This is a genomic window from Veillonella sp. KGMB01456, from assembly GCF_023051165.1.
Classification (GTDB): Bacteria; Bacillota; Negativicutes; order Veillonellales; family Veillonellaceae; genus Veillonella_A.
Map to the genome: position 1 here is coordinate 1 of NZ_JALKIG010000073.1, position 4,075 is coordinate 4,075.

The 4,075-nt window shown below is 42.7% G+C and carries 2 protein-coding genes and 5 tRNA genes; all 7 read left to right on the forward strand.

Going from position 1 to position 4,075, the window contains the following annotated elements:
• Nucleotides 1-151 precede the first annotated feature (151 nt).
• The 7 genes from MXE28_RS11605 to MXE28_RS11255 all read left to right on the forward strand — a co-directional run bounded on the left by MXE28_RS11605 (nucleotide 152) and on the right by MXE28_RS11255 (nucleotide 3,871).
• Nucleotides 152-1,648 carry a YadA-like family protein gene (locus tag MXE28_RS11605; RefSeq protein WP_281493546.1) on the forward strand — a complete coding sequence of 499 codons (1,497 nt, stop codon included), beginning with the start codon at nucleotides 152-154 and terminating at the stop codon, nucleotides 1,646-1,648.
• 357 nt (nucleotides 1,649-2,005) lie between these two features.
• Nucleotides 2,006-2,081 (forward strand) — tRNA-Thr (locus MXE28_RS11230).
• Between the two features lie 8 nt (nucleotides 2,082-2,089).
• Nucleotides 2,090-2,174 (forward strand) — tRNA-Tyr (locus tag MXE28_RS11235).
• Between the two features lie 5 nt (nucleotides 2,175-2,179).
• Nucleotides 2,180-2,255, forward strand: a tRNA-Met gene (locus MXE28_RS11240).
• Nucleotides 2,256-2,267: 12 nt separating this feature from the next.
• Nucleotides 2,268-2,343: transfer RNA gene (locus MXE28_RS11245), tRNA-Thr, on the forward strand.
• 9 nt (nucleotides 2,344-2,352) lie between these two features.
• Nucleotides 2,353-2,429, forward strand: a tRNA-Met gene (locus tag MXE28_RS11250).
• Between the two features lie 80 nt (nucleotides 2,430-2,509).
• Nucleotides 2,510-3,871 carry an amino acid permease gene (locus MXE28_RS11255; protein WP_247240178.1) on the forward strand — a complete coding sequence of 454 codons (1,362 nt, stop codon included), beginning with the start codon at nucleotides 2,510-2,512 and terminating at the stop codon, nucleotides 3,869-3,871.
• The last annotated feature ends 204 nt before the right edge of the window (nucleotides 3,872-4,075 follow it).

Consider the following 4,075-nt stretch of genomic DNA (forward strand, 5'->3'; position numbering starts at 1 on the left):
GGTATTCACTATGGATTTTTTTATGTGTTCAATTTCATTGTACAATTAACCAAAAGAAAATAAATATAATGAATTGTTGCAAGTTTACTCAAGTGCTCAAGAAGCTGCTGATAATAAATCCGCTGAGGTATCGGCTATAAAGCAGGAAGAGATGGCTAAGGCTATGGATGTATATGCTAAGTCGAATAAGTCTACTCCTGATGGTACTGAAGAATATGGGGCAGAGTATAATGCGAATGCATTTGATTATAAAAGTAATCAAAGGTTTAAAGATGCTGATAAGGCACGAGCAGAGTTAGCAACTGCAGCGTGGAAGGCGAAACAAGCATTAAATAGTTGGGTTGCCGTTAACAGTGAATTTATGCAAGCCAAAATACAGAAGGATAATCTCGTATCTATTTACAAATCCACAACCGGCGCCTTTAGTGTAGGCGCATCCGCCTATGTAGATCAAAACGGTGCTTACCATGGTGCCGTTACACGCCAAATCACGAATTTAGCGGCCGGCACTGCCGATACGGATGCAGTTAACGTGGCGCAGTTAAAAGCAGTGGCCAATCACATTGTGCCTATTTATAGTGGCAGCACCAAGAAGGGTGATACTTATACTGTTGGGGCTTCGAAGTTTTCACCAACACTAAGTAATTTAGCCTTATCTTTTGGCAATGGCCTAAAAGCAGAAGAAGTAACGTCCGCCGATAATGAAAAGCATATTTTTGTGTCCTTAGATAAAGATTCGCTAAAAGGTGATGATGCCTTTAAAGGTGACAAAGGGGTTAAGGGGGACAAAGGGGATGCCGGTGCTGACGGTCCTACAGGCCCACAGGGTCCGCAAGGTCCGGCCGGTCCGCAAGGCCCTAAAGGTGACAAGGGTGAAAAAGGCGACACCGGTCATAGCGTTGTTTGGTCTGATGCGGTGATTCATTTAGATAATAGCGGTAATCAGGTTGTCTATGTAGACGGCAAACCGTTCTTAGCTACGGATATTACCGAATCCGGCGAAGTAAAAGCCGGTGCCACCGAATTCACCGGTAAATCCACGGTAAGTACGTTGGCCGGTATGAATCGTGATACTACGGAAACTATTACGTTGACCAATGTGAAAGCCGGTAAAATCTCGGCTGATTCCACCGAAGCCGTTAACGGTTCCCAGTTATATGCTGTGAATGAACGAATTAATGCCCAAGGTAATAATATTCAAACGATTAATAATAATTTGAATCGTTTGGACAATCGTGTAAATAAAGCCGTAGCCGGGGCGGTCGCTTTAGCCGGTTTAAATCCGCTTGATTTCGATCCTAATGATAAAATCTCTTTTGCAGCCGGTATGGGGGGCTATAAGGGTGAGCAGGCTTACGCCTTAGGTGCATTCTATCGGCCAAATCGTAATACTATGGTGAATGCAGCGGCAACTTTAGGAGATGAAACAATGTATAATGTGGGTGTTTCCTTTAAATTTGGCTCTGAATCCGAGTATAGCGCGTATTCTAAGGCAGAGCTTGCGGGCTACGTAGAAGCGCAAGCGGGTGCCATGAATGAGTTACAGGCTAAATATGCAGCTCAAACTGATACCGTAGTTGACTTACAATCACAAGTTAGTGCGTTGGAAGAACGATTAGCTCAGTTGGAAGCAAGTCTGAAAAAATAATATATCCGTTTAATAGCCGTAGTGTGTTATTTTATAATGCAGTACGGCTATTTTACATTGAGGAGTACGTCTATATTAGTTTGCTCGATAGCGTTGAATTGTAGCTGTTAAATAGGACAAGAAATATGTTTGAACAGAGTCTGGAGATGGGAAGAGTACAGTGTTTTTACACATTGTAAGAAAATTAGTGTGTTTTGCAAGAATTTTGTAAAAAAGTACTTGCGCAAAAATATTACCTATGCTATTATAATAAAGCGCTATACGGGAAACGGAAGCGCAGAACAAAATGTCAATCTGAGCTAAAAAATCTATTGACAAGATGTTCAGGAATATGTATAATATTCCATGTTGTGGTATGCTGGCGTAGCTCAATCGGTAGAGCAGCTGACTTGTAATCAGCAGGTTGTGGGTTCAATTCCTATCGCCAGCTCCATTATTTTTGGAGGGATTCCCGAGCGGCCAAAGGGAGCAGACTGTAAATCTGCCGTCTTCGACTTCGAAGGTTCGAATCCTTCTCCCTCCACCATTCATCGCGGGGTGGAGCAGTTGGTAGCTCGTCGGGCTCATAACCCGAAGGTCGCAGGTTCAAGTCCTGTCCCCGCAACCATTCATTACGTATGCTGGTGTAGCTCAGTCGGCAGAGCGTATCCTTGGTAAGGATAAGGTCACCGGTTCAATCCCGGTCACTAGCTCCATATACACTTGGCGGCATAGCTCAGTTGGCTAGAGCAATCGGTTCATACCCGGTGTGTCCGCGGTTCAAATCCGTGTGCCGCCACCATTATTTTTCAGTTGGTAACTCACATATCAATGTGGGTTTATTTTTTTATTAAAATTAGTATTTTGGAGGTGGGCATTTGTATGCACGAGAAGAAGGAGTTAGCTAGGGGGTTAAAAAATCGACATGTACAGTTGTTGGCAATTGGGGGAGCCATAGGTACAGGTTTATTTTTAGGATCAGGCCGTTCCATTCATTTGGCGGGACCGTCCATTTTGTTAGCGTATATTATTACGGGTTTGATTTCGTTCTTTATGATGAGGGCCTTGGGGGAACTGTTGCTCTCGAATACAGATCATCATTCTTTCGTAGATTTTGTTGAAGAATATATTGGACCGGGCGCCGCTTTTGTTACCGGCTGGACCTATTGGTTCTGTTGGGTGTCGCTGGCCATGGCCGACGTTACGGCCGCGGGGGTATATATCCAGTATTGGATACCGAATGTAGAGCCGTGGATACCGAGTCTTTGTATTTTACTGATTCTGTTCGCTTCGAATTTGATGGCAGTCAAAATTTTCGGTGAATTGGAATTCTGGTTCGCATTAATTAAAGTTATCGCCATTTTAGGTTTAATCGGCGGCGGTTTATATTTAATATTTATCGGCTACCAGACCGATGTGGGACCGGTAAGTTTCTCTAATTTATGGAGTCATGGCGGTTGGTTCCCGAATGGCTGGGAAGGCTTTGTGTTGTCCTTCCAGATGGTTGTATTTGCTTTTACGGGGATTGAACTGGTAGGCTTAACGGCGGGCGAAACGGAAAATCCTAAGAAGGTAATTCCGCAGGCAATCAACAATATTCCGATTCGTATTATTATTTTCTACGTTGGTGCCTTGGCAATTATTATGAGTATTTATCCGTGGACAGCCGTAAACGCTGACTCTAGTCCGTTCGTACAGGTATTTAAAGCGGCCGGTATCGTAGCGGCTGCGGCTATTGTTAACTTTATCGTGCTAACATCGGCTGCATCGGCTTGTAACAGTGGTTTGTTCAGTACAAGCCGCATGGTGTACACTTTGGCTCGTGAAGGGAATGCACCGCGTCGTATGTTCCGTTTGCGTTCCAATCAGGTGCCTATGAACGCCGTTGTATTCTCTGCGTTGGTTATTTTTATCGCCGTTATTATGCAGTACATTATGCCTGAAAACGTGTTTATTTTGATTACCAGTGTGTCTACGTTCTGCTTTATTTTCATCTGGGCCATCATCTTGGTTTGTCATATGAAATATCGCAAACAGCATCCGGAATTGGCTAAACAAAATCCGTTTAAAATGCCGTTATATCCGCTTATGAACTACGTGATTTTAGGCTTCTACTTCTTAGTATTAGTTTCTTTAGCCTTTAATAATGAAACACTTATTGCCTTACTCTTTACACCGGTTTGGTTCGGTATGTTGTGGTGTTTCTACAAATTACAAACTTTAAAACAGAATTACGGCAACTAAATTTTTAATAAATCCCTAAAATCTCCTGTAGTTTTTAGGGATTTTAATGTTAGATTCTTTTCATTAGTGATTTTTTGTATTATAATGAGCGTATATAGGTTATTATTTTTGTGAAGGAGGCTATTACTTCAATGGCAAAAGCAAAATTCGAACGTACTAAACCGCATGTTAACATCGGTACTATCGGTCACGTTGACCATGGTA

What these genes read in the sequence shown, in the direction of transcription:
- MXE28_RS11605 (WP_281493546.1), top strand. Translation starts at nt 152, where the DNA reads ATGGCTAAGGCTATGGATGTATATGCTAAGTCGAATAAGTCTACTCCT.
- MXE28_RS11255 (WP_247240178.1), top strand. Translation starts at nt 2,510, where the DNA reads ATGCACGAGAAGAAGGAGTTAGCTAGGGGGTTAAAAAATCGACATGTA.